This window comes from Streptomyces sp. NPDC005551 (assembly GCF_042871785.1).
Lineage (GTDB): Bacteria > Actinomycetota > Actinomycetes > Streptomycetales > Streptomycetaceae > Streptomyces.
Map to the genome: position 1 here is coordinate 762,986 of NZ_JBIAJE010000001.1, position 19,711 is coordinate 782,696.

At 72.0% G+C, this 19,711-nt stretch carries 16 protein-coding genes; all 16 read right to left on the bottom strand.

What is annotated here, in order from left to right; translation table 11 throughout:
* Window positions 1-32: 32 nt before the first annotated feature.
* The 16 genes from ACFYP4_RS03375 to ACFYP4_RS03450 all read right to left on the bottom strand — a co-directional run bounded on the left by ACFYP4_RS03375 (window position 33) and on the right by ACFYP4_RS03450 (window position 19,673).
* Entirely contained in the window at window positions 33-1,358 is a 1,326-nt protein-coding gene (locus tag ACFYP4_RS03375; protein ID WP_388782361.1) for a DUF6519 domain-containing protein, read from the bottom strand.
* A 53-nt stretch (window positions 1,359-1,411) separates the two neighbouring features.
* Window positions 1,412-3,523: a hypothetical protein gene (locus ACFYP4_RS03380; RefSeq protein WP_388782364.1), complete on the bottom strand. Its 2,112-nt coding sequence runs from the start codon at window positions 3,521-3,523 to the stop codon at window positions 1,412-1,414.
* Window positions 3,520-6,666, bottom strand: a complete 3,147-nt coding sequence (locus ACFYP4_RS03385) for a putative baseplate assembly protein (RefSeq protein ID WP_388782367.1) — start codon at window positions 6,664-6,666, stop codon at window positions 3,520-3,522. The genes ACFYP4_RS03380 and ACFYP4_RS03385 overlap by 4 nt, the downstream gene beginning before the upstream one ends.
* Window positions 6,663-9,380, bottom strand: coding sequence for a putative baseplate assembly protein (locus ACFYP4_RS03390; RefSeq protein WP_388782370.1), 2,718 nt, complete (start codon window positions 9,378-9,380; stop codon window positions 6,663-6,665). The genes ACFYP4_RS03385 and ACFYP4_RS03390 overlap by 4 nt, the downstream gene beginning before the upstream one ends.
* A complete protein-coding gene (locus ACFYP4_RS03395) occupies window positions 9,377-9,739 on the bottom strand; it encodes a GPW/gp25 family protein (protein ID WP_388782373.1) in 363 nt (120 codons plus the stop codon). Before ACFYP4_RS03395 ends, ACFYP4_RS03390 begins: the two co-directional genes overlap by 4 nt.
* A gap of 5 nt (window positions 9,740-9,744) precedes the next feature.
* Window positions 9,745-10,098, bottom strand: a complete 354-nt coding sequence (locus ACFYP4_RS03400) for a hypothetical protein (RefSeq protein ID WP_388782376.1) — start codon at window positions 10,096-10,098, stop codon at window positions 9,745-9,747.
* Window positions 10,099-10,105: 7 nt separating this feature from the next.
* On the bottom strand, window positions 10,106-10,645 hold the full coding sequence (locus ACFYP4_RS03405) for a phage baseplate assembly protein V (protein WP_388782378.1): 540 nt from the start codon (window positions 10,643-10,645) through the stop codon (window positions 10,106-10,108).
* On the bottom strand, window positions 10,642-11,760 hold the full coding sequence (locus tag ACFYP4_RS03410) for a hypothetical protein (protein ID WP_388782381.1): 1,119 nt from the start codon (window positions 11,758-11,760) through the stop codon (window positions 10,642-10,644). Before ACFYP4_RS03410 ends, ACFYP4_RS03405 begins: the two co-directional genes overlap by 4 nt.
* Window positions 11,760-12,086, bottom strand: coding sequence for a LysM domain-containing protein (locus tag ACFYP4_RS03415; protein WP_388782384.1), 327 nt, complete (start codon window positions 12,084-12,086; stop codon window positions 11,760-11,762). The genes ACFYP4_RS03410 and ACFYP4_RS03415 overlap by 1 nt, the downstream gene beginning before the upstream one ends.
* A gap of 34 nt (window positions 12,087-12,120) precedes the next feature.
* Window positions 12,121-12,762 carry a hypothetical protein gene (locus tag ACFYP4_RS03420; protein WP_388782387.1) on the bottom strand — a complete coding sequence of 214 codons (642 nt, stop codon included), beginning with the start codon at window positions 12,760-12,762 and terminating at the stop codon, window positions 12,121-12,123.
* Complete coding sequence (locus tag ACFYP4_RS03425; protein WP_388782389.1) at window positions 12,759-13,088, bottom strand: hypothetical protein; 330 nt, start codon at window positions 13,086-13,088, stop codon at window positions 12,759-12,761. Before ACFYP4_RS03425 ends, ACFYP4_RS03420 begins: the two co-directional genes overlap by 4 nt.
* Complete coding sequence (locus ACFYP4_RS03430) at window positions 13,085-14,287, bottom strand: DUF4255 domain-containing protein (protein WP_388782391.1); 1,203 nt, start codon at window positions 14,285-14,287, stop codon at window positions 13,085-13,087. Before ACFYP4_RS03430 ends, ACFYP4_RS03425 begins: the two co-directional genes overlap by 4 nt.
* A gap of 1,525 nt (window positions 14,288-15,812) precedes the next feature.
* On the bottom strand, window positions 15,813-16,526 hold the full coding sequence (locus ACFYP4_RS03435; RefSeq protein ID WP_388782394.1) for a hypothetical protein: 714 nt from the start codon (window positions 16,524-16,526) through the stop codon (window positions 15,813-15,815).
* Between the two features lie 5 nt (window positions 16,527-16,531).
* Window positions 16,532-17,053, bottom strand: coding sequence for a phage tail protein (locus ACFYP4_RS03440; RefSeq protein ID WP_388782397.1), 522 nt, complete (start codon window positions 17,051-17,053; stop codon window positions 16,532-16,534).
* A 29-nt stretch (window positions 17,054-17,082) separates the two neighbouring features.
* A complete protein-coding gene (locus tag ACFYP4_RS03445; RefSeq protein WP_388782400.1) occupies window positions 17,083-18,942 on the bottom strand; it encodes a phage tail sheath family protein in 1,860 nt (619 codons plus the stop codon).
* Window positions 18,943-19,211: 269 nt separating this feature from the next.
* On the bottom strand, window positions 19,212-19,673 hold the full coding sequence (locus ACFYP4_RS03450; RefSeq protein WP_388782403.1) for a hypothetical protein: 462 nt from the start codon (window positions 19,671-19,673) through the stop codon (window positions 19,212-19,214).
* Between the last annotated feature and the right edge of the window lie 38 nt (window positions 19,674-19,711).

Below are 19,711 nucleotides of genomic sequence, written 5' to 3' on the forward strand. Positions count from 1 at the left end.
TTCGCCGGACCATGACCGGCCCCCCCGTCGGCCTACCGCCGAGGCGGAAACGGCACCCGTAGATCGACCAGCTCGAAACCGTCGCCGCGTGGCTCGATGTAGGCGAGCGGGGCGTAGCGGTAGTGCACCCCGTGGGGGCGACGCCGCAGCGGCTCGCCCTGGCGGTTGCGGGACCATTCGACGTCCCCGGTGAGCACCCGGGCGGGGATGGTCCAGTAGTCGCCGCGGCGGTAGACGTGGGGCCCGTTGGTGCTGGCGAAGCGGATCTCGATGCCGTCCTCCAGTGGGAGCCACGCGCCCTCCCGTACGGAAAGGGCCGTTCCCTCCTGTCCGCACTCGCTGTCCCACCGGCGCAGGAAGGGGTGAAGGGACGGGCGCCGGCCGGCGCCGGTGGGTTCGGTGTCGAGCACGACCCCGTGTCCGGCGTAGTCGACCTCACGGACCGTGTACAGCCGTCCGCACCTCGCGTCGGGCTGGTCCGACGCGGAGCGGCACACCGCAGCGTCGTCGACGATCTCCACCACGTCGCCCGTATCCACACCGAGCGTGTCGTCGCGGCCCAGCGTCTCCAGCTCGACCGTGGCACCGTCGATCCTCCGGACGGGCAGCACGACCGAGCCGTTCTCCCGCGACCACTTGAACGTCGCCGTCCCGACCGGGCCGCCCTGGTGCACTTCGACCCGGTACAACTGGTTCTCGGGACCGCGGTAGCCGGAGGACGGGTGCGGCTCGTCGGGGGACAGCTCCTCGTCGGGGTGCCTGGTCCGGGCGGCGAGCCGACCACGCGGGTGGAAGTCGGCCCGAAGGCGCTCATCCAGGAAGCCGGCGGCGCTGCGCATGTCCGGCCGGAAGGAGCCGTGCTCCAGCGGGAGCCGGCACACCTGCCAGACCACGCGGGTACGTGCCGTCGTGTCCGGGCCGCCCGGTCCGAGTGCCACCTCACGGATCCAGGGCGCCTCCGCGGCGGTGATCAGGCGCTCCCACACCCGCAGGTACACGAGGAACGGCCCGGACGGCAGCCGGTCGTCCTCCAGGTCGGAGTCGAGGTGGCCGTCGGGCTGGTCCCAGTAGTCGGTGCCGTCGCACTCGCAGAGGAGGCCGTCGACGTACATCCGGCCCGGTGCCACGCTGAAGGTGCCCCCGTCGAATCCGTCGACCCCGAACCCGCCGAGGGCGTCCTTGTCGGGCGGGTATGCGGCCGGCCCCAGCAGATCGGCGGCGAGCGTGCGCACGTAGTGCAGGAGGATCGCGGACTGCTCGTTGATCTCGGCATCGAGCTGGACCCGCCCCTGTTGGGAGAGGACCGAGGAGAAACGCCGGGCGGGATCGAAGGTGATGCGGGAGAAGTCGCCGTGCATGAGGTGCTTCCTGCCTGGGCCGGGGGAGTTCGGGGATACGGGGTGCGATGGGCTCAGGTGACGAAGAAGAGCCCCGTGTCGCATCCCGCGGGGGTGTACTCGTCCAGCCGGGCGCGGAGGTTGTCCTCACGCTGCGGCTGGAAGAGGTGGTGCAGTGCGCCGGGTTCGCAGCTGTTGGCGCCGCCGCGGCGGATCGCGTCGGTGCAGTCGTCGGCGAGCCGCACGTAGCCGGGCGAGCCGTACTGGGTGGCGGCGAAGCGCAACTTCACCCGGTCCGGATCCATGGAGTGGTCGGGTTCGCAGTGGAACCGGGGTGGGGTCGGGGAGTCTTTGGGCAACCAGCAGAAGCGCAAGGAGCCCTGGTCGCGTCGCTCGACGGACACCTGGCCGGCCAGGAGGCAGTTCTCCAGCACGTCGACCGCGTGCACGCGGGCGGCTCCGAGAACGGTGGTGCGGCGGGCGGTGAGGAGGACGCCCGCGGGGTCGCCGCCCGGTGCGCAGATCGCCGCAGCACCGTCCTCGGAGGCGGCGTCCACCACGCTGTCGTAGAGCTCGACGCGGTTGTCCTCGCCCGCGTCGACGGACAGGGCGCCGATGATGCTGTGGTGGATCTCGGTACGCACCGGACTGTCGGCGATGTCAAGGCCCGGCGCCCCCGGCGCCAGCGGCCTGCCGCCCGCCTCCAGCAACCAGCCCGGTACGAACGTGCAGTGCCGGATCACGAGACGCTGCACCGCGCCCCGCACCCGCACGCTGCCGCCGGTCACCAGCAGACCGTCGAGGACGATCCGCGCCGTCGGCTTTCCGGCGCCCCTGATGGTCAGGGCGCGCTGACCGTCGCCGCCGTGCCGTTCGGTCAGCCGGACGATGGGCCGTACACCGTCCGCGGCGCGCAGGGTGAGGCGGTCGCCCGGGTCGAGGCGGATGTCGGTCAGGTCCTCGTACACCTCGTTGGCGGTGAGCTCCACGATCACCTCCGTCTTGTCGCCGTGCGCCCGCTTCCCGGCGGTCCAGCGGTCGAGCGCGTCGGCGATGCTCGTGTGGTCCTCGCCGGGGCCCACCCGGTATCGCTCCGGGGCGCCGGCCGTCGCGGGCTCGGGGCGCGGGTACTCGCCGCCGCCGAGGTCGCCCGAGAACGCGTGGTGGTACGTCACCCGGACGCCGTGGACGGGAGCCATGCCCGGCGACAGCGTGAGGCGGCCGAGCAAGGGGTCGACGGCGACCTTCCCACGGGCCGGACGGTAGCTCCAGTCGGACAGGTCGGCGGCGACGATCCGGTCGAGCGGTACGGCATCGTCCGGACCGGTCCACACGCACAAGCTCTTGCCGGGCCCGTAGTAGTCGTGGAGGCGCTCGGCCAGAGCCCTGCGGCCGATGGGCTCCGGCACGTTCGTCTCGTCGGCGACATGGCCGCTCGACGGGTCGGGCACCGGGGCGGTGTACAGGGGCGTGTCGATGGCGAGCACGTTGAAGGTGTAGCAGGCCCGCTCGCGATCCAGGCAGTACGCGGGGGTTCGTGTCACGGAATAGGTGCGCAGCCGCCACAGGTGCAGGCCGACGGACCGGACGCCGTAGCGGCCGGGGCGGCGGGCGGAACCGGCGCGCGGAACCTCCAGGGTGCGGGCGCAGTCGTCGAACGGGCCGCCCAGGCGGTCCAGGACACCGGCGCGGCGTACGTCGACCAGCGCACCGCGCGCCAACCTGCGGCGGGCGTCGCGGCCGTCGGTGGAGTAGCGGCGCACCGGCTGGGTGAGACAGAGCAGCCGGTGGTACTCGACGACCCGTGCCGGCCACCCGGCCACGCCGGACGCCAGGTCCTCAAGGAGAGTTACGGTGCCCTTGCGGCGCCGGTGCGTGACCGTGTCGGCGACGTCCCTGCGGGGCACTGCGGCGGCCGGAAGGCCGGTGGCCCGGGAGGTGTCGTCCGACAGGGCGGCCGCGATGCGGGGCAGGATCTCGTACCCCACGAGATCCCCGAGGTAGGGAACCACCCAGTCGTCGCAGGTCTCGATGAACCAGTTGTCGTAGAGCCGCTCGATGTCCTCCTGGACCACGGCCGCCTGCTCGGCGACGACCGTCAGCAGCGCGCGCAGCGGGCCGCCCTGTTGCGCGTCGCGCCTGCGGTGCACGGCGGGCAGCAGCGCGTACAGCTCGTCCGGGGTCATGGAATCCTCCGCAGCAACAGGGTCCCGGGCACCGCCGGGTCCAGCAGGACGAGTTGGGCGGGACGCAGCACAAGGCGCGGGGGCCGCCGCGCGACCGGGCTCGGCGCGGCCCGTAGGTCGAGGCGCACCGTGCGGGCCTGCGCGGCGTCGACGACGGCGGCCGGATCCGGCGGTCCGCCAATGGGGGAGAGGTCGCGCACGGCGCGCGGCCCCGCGGACAGGGCGGGCACGCAGGAGGCGACGGAGGGATGCTCGGCGAACCTGACCACCTCGGCCGGGTCGGCGCCCTCAGGGATGCCGCAGAAGGCGCTCACATTCACGAAGTCCACGCCCGTGACCCCGTGCGCGGCGGCGACGACGGCGCTCAGGTACACCGGCCGGGCCAAGTGCGCCTCCGCGAACCCCAGGCGGGCGGCCAGCGCCTCACGGACCCGGAGTTCGACCTTTTCCGGCAGGTGACCGGGGGCCGTACGCACACCGAGCACCAGCACGAGCCGGACGCGCTCGCAGGGCTCGACCTGTACGGACAGCCGGGGGTCGCCGTACCGCCGCAGTGCCGTGCGAAGCCCGGAGAGCAGCGAGGCGGAGGCATCCAGCGGGGCGTCGTCGACGGCCGCGATGGTGACGTGCAGTACAGGACGGCCGCCGTCCATGCAGCGCTGCGCGATGGCCTTGCCGACGCCCGCGAAGGCCCGCGCGAAGGACTGGTAGTCGCGCACCGACACCAGCCGGTCGAAGGCGGCAAGGCGCAGCGGGACGGCCCGGCGCAGTTGCGCAGGACCGTCGGCGTTGGCCCCGCCGGTCGCGGGCAGCGGGTTGGTGACCCCGCTGACGCCAGGCGGCCGGCTGACCAACTGGCTGATCCGCCCGGCCGCGACATTGCCGGCGCGGCCGCCGCCGACACGGTAGCGGGCGGTGACGTTCTCCGTGCCCGACGGCAGCCGGGCGCCGTGCAGGCCGTCGCCGAACTCCACGACGGCCCTGCCGTCCGGGCCCGCGCGCAGCCGGTAGACCTGGGCGGCAGGACCCGCCTCGCCCAGATCGGCGGTGCGCTGCCACGCCACGTCGTCGACCCGGACGGTCAGCGCCTCTTCGCCGCCCTCGGCGGTCGCCGACGGCAGCCACACCAGCGGACTCTGCCGCAGCGGAAGGACCTGGCCCGCCCGGCCGGAGTCACCGCTGCCGAGGATCTCCGTCACCGTCTCGCCCGCGGTGGCCGGGACGACATTGCCGTGCACGACGACCGTGTCCCGCCGGTAGCGGTGCGCGAGCGGCGCGGTCAACTGCAGCGTCGTGCACACCCGGTCGGCGAAGGTGTGACGCACGCCCGCGAGGACGGCGAGCTCGCAACCGGGCACTCCCGTGCCGGAGCCGGGAAGGACGTCCGTGCGCTCACCTGAGACGATGAGCAGCCGTCCGGGGGCGAATCCCTCGAAGATGCCGTCCAGCGTGAGGGCGCCGCCCTGCACGTCGGTCGGATCGGGCGGGGCGGCGAGCACCAGCGGCTCCCCCGCGGCCCACACGGTGGTGGCCCGCCGGGCGGCGATGTCGTCGCAGTCCTCGGTCCACGGCCCGGCAAGCCGCAGCCGCGTCACCCGTACGGCGTCCTGACCGTTCGCCACCGAAAGGCGGCCGACCTCGGTGACCTTGAGGACACGGGTACGTGGACGGCCCACCACGCCCACCGCGATCCAACTGCCCGGCTCGATCTCCTCGTGCACCGCGTCCAGGAGTAGAACGTCCGCCGCGAGCGGAACGGTTGCGTCCGGCTGCGCCCGTACGGCGGCGCGCAGCAGCCGTCTCACCCGGTCGTCGTCCGGGATGGAGGCACCCAGCGGGGCTGCCGTGACTCGGAAGCGCTGCACACCCCACCGGGGGGCGGCCCGGACGGAGACGGCGGCCAGCGCCTCGTACAGGGACGCGGTGAGGCCGGGCCGGTTGCCGGCCAGCAGGCGGGGCAGGCCGTCGGAGCCGGCGCCCAGGGCATCGGCGACGGCGGGCGGGGTGCACGGCACGGGCTCGCTCCGGTCGAGCGCCCGCAGCAGTGGGTCCACGGAGTGCAGCACCGGGCGGCCGGGACTGTCGAGATCGTGCAGCAGCGCCTCCGCTTCGGCCGATGCCGGCCGCGCGGGCTCGTTGGCCATACGGCGCACGGCATCCTGCACCGTGGCGAGCCGGAGGGCGGCCCGCTTGGCCAGGGCGTCGGCGTCGTCACCCCCGCCGAGGTCGGCGAGATGCTCGCGCAGTCGGCGCAGCCTGTGGTCGAGCCGGGCCGCGAAGGTGTCCGGGTCGCGCAGCTCCTCGGCACGGTCCCGCACCTCCCGCAGCAGCGCGAGGAGCTCCTCGAAGGGGCCGCGCGAGGGCGCCCGGCGGGCGGATTCCTCCACGTCCTCCATGAGTGCGTCCACCGCGCCGTCCAATTGCCGTGTCGCGTCCGGCACCCGCAGTCGTACGGCGGTCCGCCCTTGCGAGGGATCCGGTTTCACGTCTCCCACCACCCGGGTCACGTTCAGCCGGGCATCCCGGTACTTGAACAGCAGGCGGTCACCGGGGCGCAGGACGGCCCTGACCCCTTCGACGTCGATGGACGCGGTGGTGGCGGCGAGCTCGGCCGTGATGCCGGCCGACCCGGTGGTGCGCACGGGCAGCCGGTTCCAGTCGGCCCGCGCGGTGAGGTCCTCGGCGGTCTCGAAGACCAGCGGCAGCCCGCCGGGCTCCGGTTCGCTCCGCACCTGCGAGCCGGCCGGTACGACACAGGAGGTGCCGGCGTCCAGCGTGTAGGCGAGGTGGGTGGCGGCCGCCAGCGCGGGTCGCGGCCGGTGACCGACGAGGCGGCCGAGCCGGACCAGGGACTCCTGCTCGGTCGCGGTGCGCAGGAACCCCTCGTCGGCGATGCGCTCCTGATAGAAGGTCAGCACATCGGCGACCACGGCCCATGCGTCGAGCAGGGCGATCGAGGGGTCGTCGGGCTCCCGGGTCGTGAGCGCGGAAAGGGCGCACCTCGGGCCGGGTTCCTCCCCGGCCAGCGGGAGCCGGGCCAACATCACGTCCAGGAATTGCTGATGTGTGCCGACGCGATACGACAGCGCGGGCTGTCCGGGTTGGTTCCACACCGGCGTCGACGGCGGCTCAGGAGTGATCATCGTCCGCCTCTCAGGCGCAGCACGAGCAGCCCGTTCTCCGGGCGCCTGATATCGCCGTCGAGCCGCGGGACCTCCCGCGGGCGCAACCGCAGCTCCCCCGAGGGCGGCACGTCCGGGCTGTCGGCCACCGGTCCGGAGGCGTGCCGTCTGCGCAGCAGTGTGACCTCTGCGTGCCGCACTCCGGGCACCGCCATGGCGACGGCCACCAGGGCACTGGCCGCCACCGGCGTGCCGAAGGTGAGCGCCGCCGGGTCGAAGAACCCTGCGTACCTGGGCAGGAAGCGGCGCTCGAGCGCCTGCCGTACATCGGCGGTGACGTGGTGCGGGTCGACCAGGACGTACAGGGCCACATCCAACGGCACCAGCTGCGCGGGGTGGGTGACGACCTCGTGGCCGAGGCGCCGGTAGCGGTACAGGGCGGAGCGCACGTCCTCTAGCAGCTCCGGCGACGCCACGGCGGTGCGCTCCGGATCGACGGCCACGTCGGCCTCGTACCAACTGCCGTTCCAACGCAGGGTGGCGGCGGCGCGCTGCACACCGGGGCGGCCTTCGGCGAGCGTGGCGTAGTCCTCGGCGGTGATGGCGCGCAGCAGTGTGCGGAAGGGGGCGCGGGGCGCGGCGAGGCGCACGTCGGCCACCGGCTCCGGATCGGTGCCACCGGTCGCCGGCACCGGGTTGCGCACCCGCGTGACCAGGCCCGCCAGGTCCCCGTCGCGGTGGGCGATCCCGTTGACGGCCTCGCTGCCGGCGTTGCCCGCACTGCCGTTGCCCACGCGGTAGACGGCGCGCAGCATGGTGCCCGGGCGGGGCGACCGTCCGCAGCGGTCGTCGCCGAACCGCAGGGTGAGCGCCCCGTCGTCGTCGCTCTCGCCGACCACATGCCGGTCGCGCGGGCCGCTCTTCAGCAGGTCACGGCGCGGTGTCCACTGAGCCCGTGCTCCCTCCGCCTCCACCAGACGTACCGCGGGCAGAGCCTCGCGCGGGTCGGGTCGCAGGGCGGTGCTCGCGGGGCCGTGCAGGGAAGGGTTGGCCGGGTGCAGGCCGTCTGCGGCCCGGGCACCCCAGGTGTGCCGGATCTCCCAGTCCACTTCGTCGGGGTCGAGCACGTATCCGGCGTCGGCGCGGCGGGCAAGGGCTTCGAGGCGGCGCAGTGGGGCGGTGAGTACGTGGTCGAAGCGGGAGAGCAGGCGGGCGGCCCGGTGGGGATCGCCGAGCCGGGAGGTACCGAAGAGCGCTTCCAGGAGGTCCCGGCCTCCGTCGTCGATGCCCGCCTGCTGGTGCAAGTCGCGCAGCAGTTCACGGGCCCGGGCGGCGAGGCCGCGCAGGTGCCGGGCCTGGGCGGCGGCCAGGTCCGTCGGGCGGGGGTGGGGCGGGGACCAGGTGACGGGCACACCGCGCACCGCCGCCCTGAAGCGGCGGACCGTCTCCGGCACCTCGATGAGCTCGTCGGTATCGCCGCCGGGCAGCCATGTGTTCGCCAGACCGTGCTCGACCAGGAGCGCGTTGCCGCGGGCCAGCACGGTCGCGCCCGTCCGGCCGTCGGGTCCGGGCGGGTTGCCCACCCACAGCGGGAACGTGAGCGCGTCCTCCTCGGCCCAGGCGATCTTCACGACCGGGGTGCCGTCGGTCGCGTCGTGGTCCTGGACGGCACGGGTGAGCCGGACCGCCTGCCGGTGGCCGGGGTCGGGTGCGCCGCCGTCGGGGGCCCGCAGCTCCTCCAGAACGAGGAGGTCGCCGGGGGCGAGGTCCAGCGCACGCTCCGCGTCGAGCAGCGCTGCCCGCGTCGTGCCGACAGGCAGGTGGAACGCGTCCTGGCCCCAGGCCCACAGCGCGATGCCATTGTGCTCCGGACGCAGCCGCATCTCGCGCCGCTCCAGGGGCCGGTAGACCGGGTGCGGCCCCGAGACGAGGGCCTCGACGGACAGCACCGGGCCGCTCTCCGGGCCGGGCGCGTCATCCGGCTGCGCGGCGAAGGCCAAATCGTCGGTCCGCACCGACCGCGGTGCGGCCGTCTCCACGCACGCGACCGTGCGAGCCGCGCAGCCGTCGTGCATGGGGTAGCCGACGAGGCGTGCGTGCCGCCGCACCGAGGTGCGCAGCCGCGCGGTGTCGAGGTACGCCTCGGTGGCGACGGCGTCCTGCTGGTAGCTCAGCCGGTCTCCGACATGGGCCAGCAGCTCCACCAGGGTGACCCAGAGGTCGGGGACGTGGCGCTCGGTCCACTGCGGCAGGGTGAGGGACAGCCGCTCCAGGAGAAGGCGGCGGAAACTGGCGTAGTCCTTGGCCAGGTAGTCGATGGACGGTGCGGGGCGGCTCGGCGCCCGGGTCGTGCCGCAGATGTTCTCCGGGCGGTGGGCGGTGGGGCGGAAGGTGAAGTCGGCCCGGTCGAGGGCGCCGTGGAAGCCGTGCCCCAGAACGCGCAGGCGGTACGTGGACTCGTCCCCGGGACGGTCGAGGAACAGCCGGAACCGGTGCGCGGGCGCACCGCTTCCGGACTCCTCCGTTCTGGGCTCCAGCTCCTCGCCGAGCTCGGGGACGACCCGCAGTACGCGGATGCCGACGACCCGCTGCCCGCCCTCGATCACGAAGCTGGCGCGGTCCACGTGCCGCGGCAGCACCCCGGAGAACCTCACGCTCAGCGTTCGCCGGTCCGGGTGTGCCCGTACCTCCTCGATGCCGGCCGGACCGCTCCGGCGCCCGTACGCCACGGTCATGAGCCGGTCCCCCCACTCACGGTCAGTGTGTGGTTCTCCCCGGTGGCCATCAGGACATAGGCGACCCGCACATGGAGCGTCGCCTCGTCCGCGGTCACGGTGAGGGACTCCACGGTGAGAAGGTCGCCGAGCCAGCGCTGCAGGGCCGCCTGGGCGGTCACCTCCAGGGTCGCGGCGAGTTCGGGGCTGTTTCCGGAGAAGACCAGGTCGAGCAGGCCGGAGCCGAAGTCGGGCCGGTTGACCCGCTCGCCCGGGCTGGTGAAGAGGACCAGTTCGACCATCTCCCGAACGTGTTCGGTGTAGGCGGCCGACGCCGTGCGGCCACAGACGTCGACGCGATAGGGGAAGGCGACGTCCATGGCGCTCACATCCCCCGGACCCGCAACTGCATGGCTTGCACGAGCGGGGGATTGGGCGGCGGCGTGCCGACCCCCATCGCCGGGCCGGGGCTGACCGGCGGGCTCGGCTGGAGCAGGACGGGCAGCCCGCCCACGAACACCCGCGTGGAGGTCTGCAGCCACACGATGCTCGTGCAGGGCGGCGCCCCGAGGGTGGCTGCCGGGAAGCTGCAGCCCGCCACCAGGAACGTGTCGGCGCTGGTGGCGACGGGATGAGGGCCGACCAGAACGCGCTGCTGCACCGGTGCGGGAATGGTCACGAGGCCGGGCGGATGGGCGCACATCATCAACGCGCCGTAGTGGAGCAGTAATCCGGGCATGTCATCCTCACACCACCGTCAGCGCACCGTCGTTGACGATGAGTTGGGGTCCGACGAGCTTGAGCGTGGCGAGTCCGGACCCGCAGGAGATCTCGATCGACATCTCATCGATCTTGATGAACGGTCCGTTCTCGCCGTGCAGTTGGAGCTTGATCCCGCCCGCAGGTCCGGGCATGTCGCTGATGACCAGGGCGTTGCCGGAAGGGGTGGCCAGCACGATCTGCGGGACGCCGGGCGGCGCCGACTTCGCCGCCGACGGCACGTCCTGCGACCCACCCCACCGGTACCCGGCACACACGGCCCGCTCGGGGTCCCCGTCGAGGAACCGCACCCACACACCGCAGTCCGCCGGAGGCACCACATACATGCCGCAGTCCGGACCGGCCAGCGGGGTGGACGGGGCGGCCCACACCTGTGCCTCGTCGCCCAGCACTTCCGGCACCCGCACCAGAAGCCTCCCGACCCCGGTCGGGTCCTTGGCGTCGACCACTACGGCCTCGTACAGGCCGTGCCATTGATGCGTCGTGTGCGTCTGCGCTGTTGTCATACGGTCACCACCCGGGTGTCGGCGCCGAGTCCGTCGCGGACCAGCGTGAAGTGCTGCCTGAACGTGTCCCGGGTGAGGTCGTGGGTCACCGCGGCCACGAGATAGCGCCCGTCGTACGCCGCTCCCGCCCCGCGCACGCCCACCAGGGCGTGGGCGGCCAGGACATGGCCGTAGCGCAGGACGTCGACGGTCCCGTGCCCGGTGACCGCGTCGGCGGCGACCTCGCGGCCGAGTCCGGCCAGCAGGGTCCGGGTCAGGGAGCGGCCGGTCTGCCCGGCGAGCGCACCGACGCGCAGCGCCTCGGCCGGGCGGGCCGCCAGGGATCCGCGCAGGACGAGCGGCTCGGGCGCGCTCGCCTCGGAGGCCGTCGTGGACGGAGGTTCGAGCCGGTACGTGCCGTAGCGGGACGTGGCAAGACCGTCGAAGGAGAACGTCAGCTCCTCCACGTTGTCGGCCGCGCCGCACCCGGTCGTCAGAGCCGGCTGGAGGGCCCCCTCGCGGCGCTGCGGCCCCCAGTAGGCGGTGCTGACTCCCGGGGCAGGCCCCGGCTCGAGCTGGAAGACATGGCCGACGTCCGCGGCCATCGCCCGCAGGTAGGCAAGGTCGGTCGCCGCCTGCACCGGAATGTCGATCAGCGGATTCGGCTGGTCCGAGAGCACCGGCGCCACGGCCTTCGGTGTGATGCCGTACTGCGCGTACGCGGCGCAGACCGCCGTCGCCCGCAATTCCGGCGAGAGTCCCGGGTACGCCCGCCGGACGTGCCGCAGATTCATCAGGAGCGACAGATCCTCACCGATGACGACGAGGAACGACCCACCGGGAGCCCGCACAGCGTGCAGCTCCTGATGCGTGATCACACCGTCCACGAGCACATGGCACCGGCCCGCGAGGACCACGGCGACCACGACCCGCTTCTTCGCGTGCAGCGCCCCGTCCGGCAGGACCGCCCGGGACAGCGGGGAGCCGGGAGCGACCGAGAAGGTCAGCTGGAAGCCGCTCGTCGCCCCGCCGGCCGAGGTGATCCGCACTCCGTGCAGCGCGTCGACGAACGCCGCCGGGGCCGGAGCGGGCACGGTGTCGCCGAGGAGCAGCATCACCTGCGGGCTGTGCCTCATCACCACGCCCGTTCGCCGCCGACAGCCGCCGCCGACGCCTCGGTGGGCAGGGTGATCCGCAGTCTCCGGCCCGGCACGGCCGTCAACTCGTCCGGCTGCATCGCCCGGTTGGCGTCGGCGATCCGCCACGACTGCTCCGGGTCGCCGTACCGTCGGGCCGCGATGCCGTCGAGCCGTTCGCCGGCGGTGACGACATGCTCGCCGACGGAGGTCAGCTCCCCTGGCCGGGGCAGGATACGGCGGCGCAGGTGCGTGACGGTCCGGCCGTCCGCAAGAGTGTGCGTCGTCGTAGGGACCCCGTGGTACCTGCTGCTGGGCTCGAACATGCCGATTTCCTTCGACTGTTGGTGGGTGGACGGCTCAACCGCCCGTGTAGCCGACGGTCGCCGGGCCGTTCGCGACCGTTGCCGCGAGGCGGTCCCGGCCCTGCTGGTACTGGAGGTAGAGACCCCCGGCCTTGTGGCCGAATCCGACGTCGTCGACGGTGAGGACCCGCACCGTCAATGTCACGCGCGCCCGGATGGGATTCAGCTCCCCGTCGTACGCCTCCTCCGTCACATCGATGTCCAGCATCCGCACGGGCAGAACCCGGCGCGGCCCCAGCACCAGGACGGACAGCGGGGCCTGCACGGGGGCGATCTCCAGGATTCCCTGCCCGGCCAGGTCGTTCTGCCGGGTCAGCTGGGCGCTCGTGGGGGTGACGGCGCTCTCCAGCGCGGCCAGCGTCGCACTCAGCCCCGACCCCGTGGGCGGTGCCGGCATGGCCTTCGAGGCCAGTTGGTCCACGGCGTCGAACTCCGCGTCGATCCGAAACGTCTCCCGGGCAGGCCCCTGCAACCGCAACGCCTCCAGCCGGTCACCGGCATCGGCGCCGATGCCGCGCGGCTGGAGGGTGCGGTTGATGCTGTCGGGGTTGTACTGGAAGGGCGTGATCCGCAGGACCTGGCCCTGCTCAGGGTCCAGGAAGACGAAGCCGCCGCGGCGGGGAGCGGGTGCGGTCATGGGGTGGGGGCTCCTGCCTTTGGCGTGGGCGTGGGGGCGACGTCGGGGGCCAGTGGCCTGTCGACGTGGGGAAATCGGTGGTGCGGGTCCGGCGGTTGCCCTGCCCGGAGCACCTCTTGGATGGCGCGGGCGATCCGGCGGGCGTGCGCGGCGAGGGCGGAGTCCGCCGGCAGGGCCGGATCGAGGTCCCCGACGGTGAGGGAGTTGCCGAGCAGCACGGCGAGTTCGGCCTCGACAGCCGCGCACAGCGCAACAGGCGAGGGTGGGCCGGCCCCGTCCCACACCAGCCGACGGACGCACACCTCGACGCGCGTGTTCGTCGTCATGTGATCACCACCGCCACGTCGACGTCGAACCGCCCGGCCTCCACATCGATCAGCGGGCTGTCCACCCCGTCGACGCGCAACCGCAGCGGATAGCGCCCTGGCGCGCTCGCCTCCGGCCGGAACCGCAGTGTCCGGGTCGCCCGGATGAACGGCTCCGCGAGCACGGGCCGATCCGCCAACAACAGCTCGGCCCGCTGGCCGGGATGCACGGGGGGCGCGCACTTCACGACCAGCGCAACCGTCCCCTTCTTGTCCCGCTCGGCGTTCATCGGCAGCGAGTTGGTGATGCGCGGCGCGATGTGGAAGTGCCGTGGCTCGGTGGTCCGGACACTGCCGTCGGGCGCGGTGAGGACGACGACGGCCGACCAGCGCCCCACGCCGAGTTCCTCGCCGAGCGTCGCCCGCAACGAGCCGGCCTCGTCCGCGCGGGCCGGCAGCACGATCGGCCCGCCGAGCAGGGGGTGCGTCAGACGAACGCTCGGCGTCCCCGCCTGAAACCCGCTCCCGCTGAGCACGATGTCCGAGCCGGACGTGGCGATCGACGGTACGACGTCCAGCAGTACCGGCCAGCGCGCGGCCGCCGTAGGCATCGCCTCGGGCCCGGTCCCTGCCGCCCCGCGCCGTAGCACCGGCAGGGGTGCCCGGCCGGGCGTCGCGCTGTCGATGAGCACGACACGTGCCTCGTAGGCAACGGACAGCCGGTAACCGTGGCCCAGGGCCGCCCACAGAAGGCGCATCTCGTCGGCTGTCATCATCGCCGGGGTGACCTTCACCGGCTCCTGCTGGAGATGCAGATCACTGAAGCCGGCGGCGGCCATGAGGTCGTCGGCACGCAGCTGCGGCCGCTCGTGCAAGGCCGCCATGGCCGCACCGAGCAGCCGCTCGGGGACAGTCGAGTTCTCACCGGCGGGTACGTGCGCGGTGAACAGGTAGTGCAGGACCAGCGGCAGCGCGGGATGCCGAGACTCGCCGGGACGCGAGCCGTCGGGATCGGCGTTGCGCCAGGCGGGGTCGATGCCGGTCTGGTGGAGGAAGAGGTTGAGCACGCCTTTCGTGCCGCCGCCCTCGGCGATGGCTGCGGCGACATCCCCCGGATGTCGGACCGTCACCTCCGCTCCGGGCACAGTCCGTTGGAGGTGCCCGTGCAGCACGGCCCGCAGTGTCTCGGTCACGGCGGCGATCGCCAACGCATCACTCACGCCCGCCTCCCGAGGTACTCCTCAAGACTGAGCCGGGGCTTGCGGTGCGGAGCAGGGTCAGTGCCGTCGACGAGGCGGGGAGAGGCGGTGCGGACGACCAGGTGGTCAATGGTGACGCGGACGACGGTTGAGTGCGTCGGGGGTCTCTGCGCAGCGGTGGAGTCGGCGGCGGGGTCGCGTGGGAGTTCGGGGCGGGTCGGGGGTGGTCGACGGAGGGAACCCGAAGTGGAGGGTTTGGTTGGCCGAAACTCCGGCGACGGCGACGATGTCCGTGTAGGCGTAGGCGCCGGTGAGGGCGACGACGGCGCCTGTGGACGTGCCGAAGCTGGTGACGGTGTCGGCGCTGATGGGGGCGGATTCGAAGCGGGTGCAGATGTCCGTGATGGTGAGGGCGAGAGAGTCGGCGGGACCGGTGGCCTTTCGGGCGCTGTCGTTCGTAGCGGTGATGCGGCTGGTCGCGCTGCGGCGTGCGCGGCCTCGGCGGGCACCGGGGAGGGAGATGTGGCGGAGCTCCCGGCGGATACGCCGAAGCCCTCGCTCCGCGTTTCGGACTCCCGCATCGGCGCGCCTGGTCTCCCGGGAGACACCGTGTCACCTTGAGGCGCTGCGCCGGCCCCTGTCGGCAAAGGAGGGAGGTGTGGGCTGGGCGTCTGTGCGGGAGCGGGAGGGTGAGTTGGGCGTGGTGTGGGTGGCTTGTTGGTTGTGGGGTCTTGGCCGGGGTCTGTCGTGGCCGGGCCGTTCGGTGGAGTGTTGTGGGTGATGGCGGGGCTGGGCGTCTGTGCGGGAGCGGGAGGGTGAGTTGGGCGTGGTGTGGGTGGCTTGTTGGTTGTGGGGTCTTGGCCGGGGTCTGTCGTGGCCGAGCCGTTCGGTGGGGTGCTGTGGCCGACGGCGGGGCTTGTGCGTGCGGGCTGCGATCGCTGTGCCTGCGGTGCTTCGGACACGGTCGCTTCGTCGGGGACCTGGCCCCCGAGGGCTGGAGGGAACGCCCTCCCCCCGGCTGGCCGTGCAGTGTCATCCCGCTCACGATGGCCGCGACCGCGAGCCTCTGCAGAGGGCTCGGCATCCGACGTCGGTCGCGACGACGCGCTCGGCCAAGGGCTCCCTCCGGTCAGTCGTACGTCCTTCCCGCTGAGCACTGGTACACCTTCCCCGCCAACCGGATGTGCGCTCTTGCCGGCGGCGGGGCGTGCGACCTCCACGACACCCCCACGCCCACCTGCCCCACCGGTCGTACCGAGATCCGCCTCCTCGCCCCCGACCACGCCCATCCCCTCGCCCGGAGCCGCCTCGTACGAGAGCTCCCCAACTCCCGTCTTCAGCTCGTGCATCGGCTCCACCACCGCTTCCCCGGACGGCAGCGCCTGCGCCTCCACCTCCCCCTCGACCTCGACCTCGACCTCAGGGGCGTACACCGACGACCCCTGATCAGATCCCGGCAACCGCGGAGCGCCTGGATCGAACGCGTTCGGTGTGAGCGGCCTCAACCTCGGTCCCGGTGTCCCGAGGAGACGGTCCACGAAGTCGTTCATCCGGTGCTCGCCTCCAGATAGAACTTCCGCCGCGTCGGGCTGATCGCGAGCACGTCGGCCTCCGTCCAGCCGTAGGCCCGAGCGAGGGCGTGTACTTCGTGCAGGAGACGGCGCGCGTACTCGGACACGTCGGCCCACAGGTGGTCGGCGAGGTCGAGGGCCGCATCCCAACTGTGTTCGCACTGCGGGCAGCTCAAGGAAACAACGGAGTCGGCCCCGGGGTCGTCGTCGGCGAGCCGCCGAGCGACGTCCTCGAGGACCTCGTCGGGCAGGTCGCCGGCGGGCGGGTCGACGCGCAAGACGCAGCGACGCAGCAGGGCCTGGCGGGCGCGGGGCGTGGCGGGATCGACGGAGCGGATGTCTCGGCCGGTCAGCGCGCGATACGTGACCGTCCTGCCGTACGACTTCACAGTCGCCGTGGCGGCCACGGCAGCGCCACCCCCGGGAGGCAGCAGCTCGGCCGCAGCCACGGTGACATCGAGACTCTCACCGCATTCCGGGCACTCCGCCGTGCACGGCAGCGCGTCGCCGAAGGCACCGCGGCGCAGCTCGAGCAGAAGGGAGTTGAGCGCACTCAGGGGCAAGTCCGCGACGTTGCTCCCGCTAGGTGCCGCCATCGAGGCGAACAGGAGGGAACGAGCCACCGGTGGCCCGGCGAGCCCGTTCTCCCACACGTCGAGGACGTTCGCCTCGGTCAGCTGCCGCGGCACGCCGCTCACCCCGCAGTGTCTGAGAACTGCGGTTCCTGCGGCGGGTTGGTGTGCTCCCGTACCCAGCCGTGGTGCTCCACCTGGATGTGCTCGAAGGCCACGCCGTTGGATCCGGCGTCGAGTTCGGGCAGTCCCTGATACTGGGACACCCAGCAGTCGTGGACGGAGTAGCACAGCACCTGCTGCCCGCCCTCGTCGAAGACGTCGATGATGAGGTCGCGCCGGAAGTCCTTCAGCGAAGTCTCAAGCCCGCCCGCCGAGTTCTTGAGGCTCCAGACGCGGTTGGCCCATTCCTCGAAGGCGGTGTCGACAGTGCAGCCGCGTTCGAAGGTGATGGCCTCGTATTCCGTCCGGCCGGGAAGTTTTCGGCTGGTGCCGGGGTCTCCGCCGTCGCGATGCCGAATGACCTCTGTGGTGCGCTTCAGCCCACTGACCTTGCTGATTCCCGCGATGTAGTCGGTCTCCCCGCTGAACTTCACCCGGAACCGGAAGTTCTTGTACGGGTCCCGGCGCTTGACTTCAGGCATTGGTCGTCCTCCTGGAGCTGGATCTCGACCTAGACCTGGATCTGGCCGGCGAGCTGTTGGATGTGCACGATCACGAACTCCGCGGGCTTGAGCGGAGCGAAGCCCACCTGGATGTTGACGATGCCGCGATCGATGTCGTTCTGCGGGTTTGTGTCCTTGTCGCACTTCACGAGATAGGCGTCCTGGGGCGTCCGGCCCTGGAACGCGCCTGCTCGGAAGAGGGAGTTCATGAAGGCGCCGATGTTCAGCCGGACCGAGGCCCACAGCGGCTCGTCGTTCGGCTCGAACACCACCCAGTGCGTGCCCCGGAACAGACTTTCCTCGATGAAGAGCGCCAGCCTGCGCACCGGGAGGTACTTCCATTCGCTGGCGAGGCGGTCGGCGCCGCGCAGGGTGCGCGCGCCCCAGGCGACGGGACCGGCTGCGGGCAGCCGCCGCAGGCAGTTGACGCCGACCGGGTTTAGCCGCCCGATCTCCAGATCCGTCAGCGGCACTTCGAGTTCACTGACGCCGCTCAGCGAGGCATCCGTACCGGCAGGGGCCTTCCAGACTCCGCGCTGGACGTCGGTCCGGGCGAGCACGCCGGCCATCACCCCGCAGGGCGAGAAGGGCCTGAGGGCACCGTCGAGTAGCGGATCGGGCGCGATCACTCGGGGGTAGTACACCGCGGCGTTCTTGCCGGCCTCACCCAGCGCCTCCAACTCCGTCATCTTCTTCAGGACGGTGTCCACGACATCGGCGTTGGAATCGCCGCCGGCCGGCCCACCGGTCCACAACGAGGGCGGGTCGACCAGCAGAAGGGCCCGCCGTTCGACGCACAACTGCAGCGCCGCCTCCCGCAGTGCCTGCACACCACCGCCCGTGGCCTGCAACTGTTCGTCGAGCCAGTGGCTGTCGGGCAGGCACAGCATGTTGAAGATGTCGGTCTTCAGCAGCTGGTTGAGGCCGGTCTTGGCAGCTTTATCGCCCAGGTACGGGTCCAGTGTCCGCGGCCGTTCGTCCTCGTCGTCCCGACCGCCTCCGGCAGGGGCATAGCAGAACGGCGGCTGCCCTGCCCTCCCGCCTTGGGGGATGAACGTGAAGGGATCCGCTCCGTTCTCCGGAACATCGTTCTTCGGCGGCACCGCCGTGATGGGAGCGCTCGGGGTCTCGACGCGCACGAGACGCGAGGACTCCAGCAGGTGCGCGAGGTTGCGGGGACTGTGCGGCTCGATACTGACGTTGAGGTAGCGCTCCTCCACGCCTGTATCCAGGTCACGGACCGTCAGATTGAATAACTTGCGCTGCGGTTCCGAGAGATCCTTCCCTTCGGCGGTGTCCCAGTCGACGTGGGCGCGCAGGTTGCGCGCCCACCGTCCCGGGGAGGCGGCGCGCAAGGCCGGACCGTTGGCGGATGCGCTCCCCGACGAGCCGGCTGCCGAGGAACCCTTGGCGTCACCGCTGGGCTCGTGCCCGCCTCGGCCGCTCTGTTTGTCCTCGCCGGAGGAGTCGTCCTCCCTGGTGCCGCTGGAGGACTGACTGCCCTCACCGCTCGCTGCGGGGGCGGGCGGGGGTGAGGCCCCGACGGACTTCTTCGCGCGTGGGGTCGTGCTCGTGCTGAGGGGCAGCTGGACGGTCTTGTCGTCCTGCACCACCCTGACGATCTCGGCTTCACTGCCGCCGTTGAGATAGAACTGGTAGACCGCGTAGCTGAGCGGGCAGTTCGTCCGCAAGCCGCCGAAGACGGCCTCGTAGTCGGCCCAGCCGGTAATGTGTACGGGCCGGTCGACCGGGCCGCGGGGCGCGTGACCGACGAAGGCGGCTACGGCGGTGGGCACGCCTGTGATCGTCTTGACGGCACTCTTGACCTCGTCGACGTAGACACCCGGGTATGTGACGTTGACCGGCACGCTGGCCCCTTCCGATGCTGCTCACGATCCGTGATCACCATAAGAGGACAAATCGCTATTCCGCACTCTGTGTGGTGACCTGGCTACGCCGTCCGGGTGGCGAGGCCATCGCTCGCGGACGGCGGCAGGAATCCGCTCAACGATTCCTGAACTGTCGCGGGTGGATCCCTCGAACGATCGATGCGTTCAGGTGTCGGGCCAGTTCGGCGTGGATTCGCGGGTGAGTCGTCGGCTTTCCGATCGGCGCGGGTGGTGTGCGGCGGTCAGCTTCAGGCCTGACCTTTCAGGCCGATGCTCGCGGAGGGGCCGGTGATCGATCCCGTGCTGGCCGACAGCGAAACATGGGCGTTCTCGCCGCGCTCCACCCGTAGACGGGTCGACCCTTCGTTGTATTCCAGTGTGAAGCGGGGGAGTTCTTGGCAGAAATTCGATGTCCGTCCCGGCCCCGTGGCGAGTCCGCGAACTGAGCCGAGGGCTCGACGCCCAGTTCCTTGTTCAACCAACTGGCGGAACGCGCAATAGTGGCGCACCGCGTCGCTGACGTTGCCCTCCACGAGATGCGCCGACGCGATGGCCCGATGCCCGATTCCCTGCAGGGCTGTTGGGTCAGATGCCGGGTTGCGGTGCTTCCCCGCCAGCGCGATCCTTACATTGATGACTTCTGCGAATCGCGTCTGAGCATCGACTGACTCGTACCGTTCGCGAGCAGGCGGTCCAGTGAGGCGAATCATCCCTGCGCTCTTTGATGCACTCGCGCCCGGCCCCAACA

What these genes read in the sequence shown, in the direction of transcription:
- ACFYP4_RS03450 (WP_388782403.1), bottom strand. Translation starts at nt 19,673, where the DNA reads ATGATTCGCCTCACTGGACCGCCTGCTCGCGAACGGTACGAGTCAGTC.
- ACFYP4_RS03380 (WP_388782364.1), bottom strand. Translation starts at nt 3,523, where the DNA reads ATGACCCCGGACGAGCTGTACGCGCTGCTGCCCGCCGTGCACCGCAGG.
- ACFYP4_RS03400 (WP_388782376.1), bottom strand. Translation starts at nt 10,098, where the DNA reads ATGCCCGGATTACTGCTCCACTACGGCGCGTTGATGATGTGCGCCCAT.
- ACFYP4_RS03375 (WP_388782361.1), bottom strand. Translation starts at nt 1,358, where the DNA reads ATGCACGGCGACTTCTCCCGCATCACCTTCGATCCCGCCCGGCGTTTC.
- ACFYP4_RS03390 (WP_388782370.1), bottom strand. Translation starts at nt 9,380, where the DNA reads ATGACCGTGGCGTACGGGCGCCGGAGCGGTCCGGCCGGCATCGAGGAG.
- ACFYP4_RS03395 (WP_388782373.1), bottom strand. Translation starts at nt 9,739, where the DNA reads ATGGACGTCGCCTTCCCCTATCGCGTCGACGTCTGTGGCCGCACGGCG.
- ACFYP4_RS03420 (WP_388782387.1), bottom strand. Translation starts at nt 12,762, where the DNA reads ATGACCGCACCCGCTCCCCGCCGCGGCGGCTTCGTCTTCCTGGACCCT.
- ACFYP4_RS03385 (WP_388782367.1), bottom strand. Translation starts at nt 6,666, where the DNA reads ATGATCACTCCTGAGCCGCCGTCGACGCCGGTGTGGAACCAACCCGGA.
- ACFYP4_RS03440 (WP_388782397.1), bottom strand. Translation starts at nt 17,053, where the DNA reads ATGCCTGAAGTCAAGCGCCGGGACCCGTACAAGAACTTCCGGTTCCGG.
- ACFYP4_RS03405 (WP_388782378.1), bottom strand. Translation starts at nt 10,645, where the DNA reads ATGACAACAGCGCAGACGCACACGACGCATCAATGGCACGGCCTGTAC.
- ACFYP4_RS03415 (WP_388782384.1), bottom strand. Translation starts at nt 12,086, where the DNA reads ATGTTCGAGCCCAGCAGCAGGTACCACGGGGTCCCTACGACGACGCAC.
- ACFYP4_RS03410 (WP_388782381.1), bottom strand. Translation starts at nt 11,760, where the DNA reads ATGAGGCACAGCCCGCAGGTGATGCTGCTCCTCGGCGACACCGTGCCC.
- ACFYP4_RS03425 (WP_388782389.1), bottom strand. Translation starts at nt 13,088, where the DNA reads ATGACGACGAACACGCGCGTCGAGGTGTGCGTCCGTCGGCTGGTGTGG.